Annotated in this window: 1 rRNA gene; it reads right to left on the bottom strand. The window is 43.1% G+C overall.

The annotated features are described in order from the left end of the window. Positions 1–167: 167 nt before the first annotated feature. A 5S ribosomal RNA gene (gene rrf, locus JIG41_RS20265) occupies positions 168–282 on the bottom strand. Positions 283–457 lie beyond the last annotated feature (175 nt).

Here is a 457-nt window from a genome sequence, read left to right as displayed (position 1 = left end):
TAATTAGGAGCCATGGTGCGCTACGCAGTAGGATGTCCTACTTTCACATGGTCAATGCCACACGATGCTTACAAAGATATAGGTCGTAGGGGTCTTGGTTGGGTATTTTATTTTTCTACAGGCAACAAAAAACCCGACTCTTTCGAATCGGGTTTCTCTAATTAGGAGCCTGGTGATGTCCTACTTTCACATGGCAAATGCCACACTATCATCGGCGCTGTTTCGTTTCACTACTGAGTTCGGCATGGAGTCAGGTGGGTCCAAAACGCTATTGTCACCAAGCATATTCTGGTCGTTAATCGCATTCGCAATTAACTAAAATTCGGAAATCTGATAATCGTAAATCTACTTTAGTATACTAACTTCTGTCTGTTACGCTGTCATAAAACGCGTTTGGCGTTGTATGGTTAAGCCTCACGGGTAATTAGTACAGGTTAGCTTAATGGCTCACACCACT

The sequence above is a fragment of the Pseudoalteromonas sp. bablab_jr011 genome (genome assembly GCF_016464045.1).
Lineage (GTDB): Bacteria > Pseudomonadota > Gammaproteobacteria > Enterobacterales > Alteromonadaceae > Pseudoalteromonas > Pseudoalteromonas lipolytica.
The sequence above is the reverse complement of the archived record's forward strand: the minus strand, read 5'-3'. Positions and strand labels throughout refer to the sequence as shown.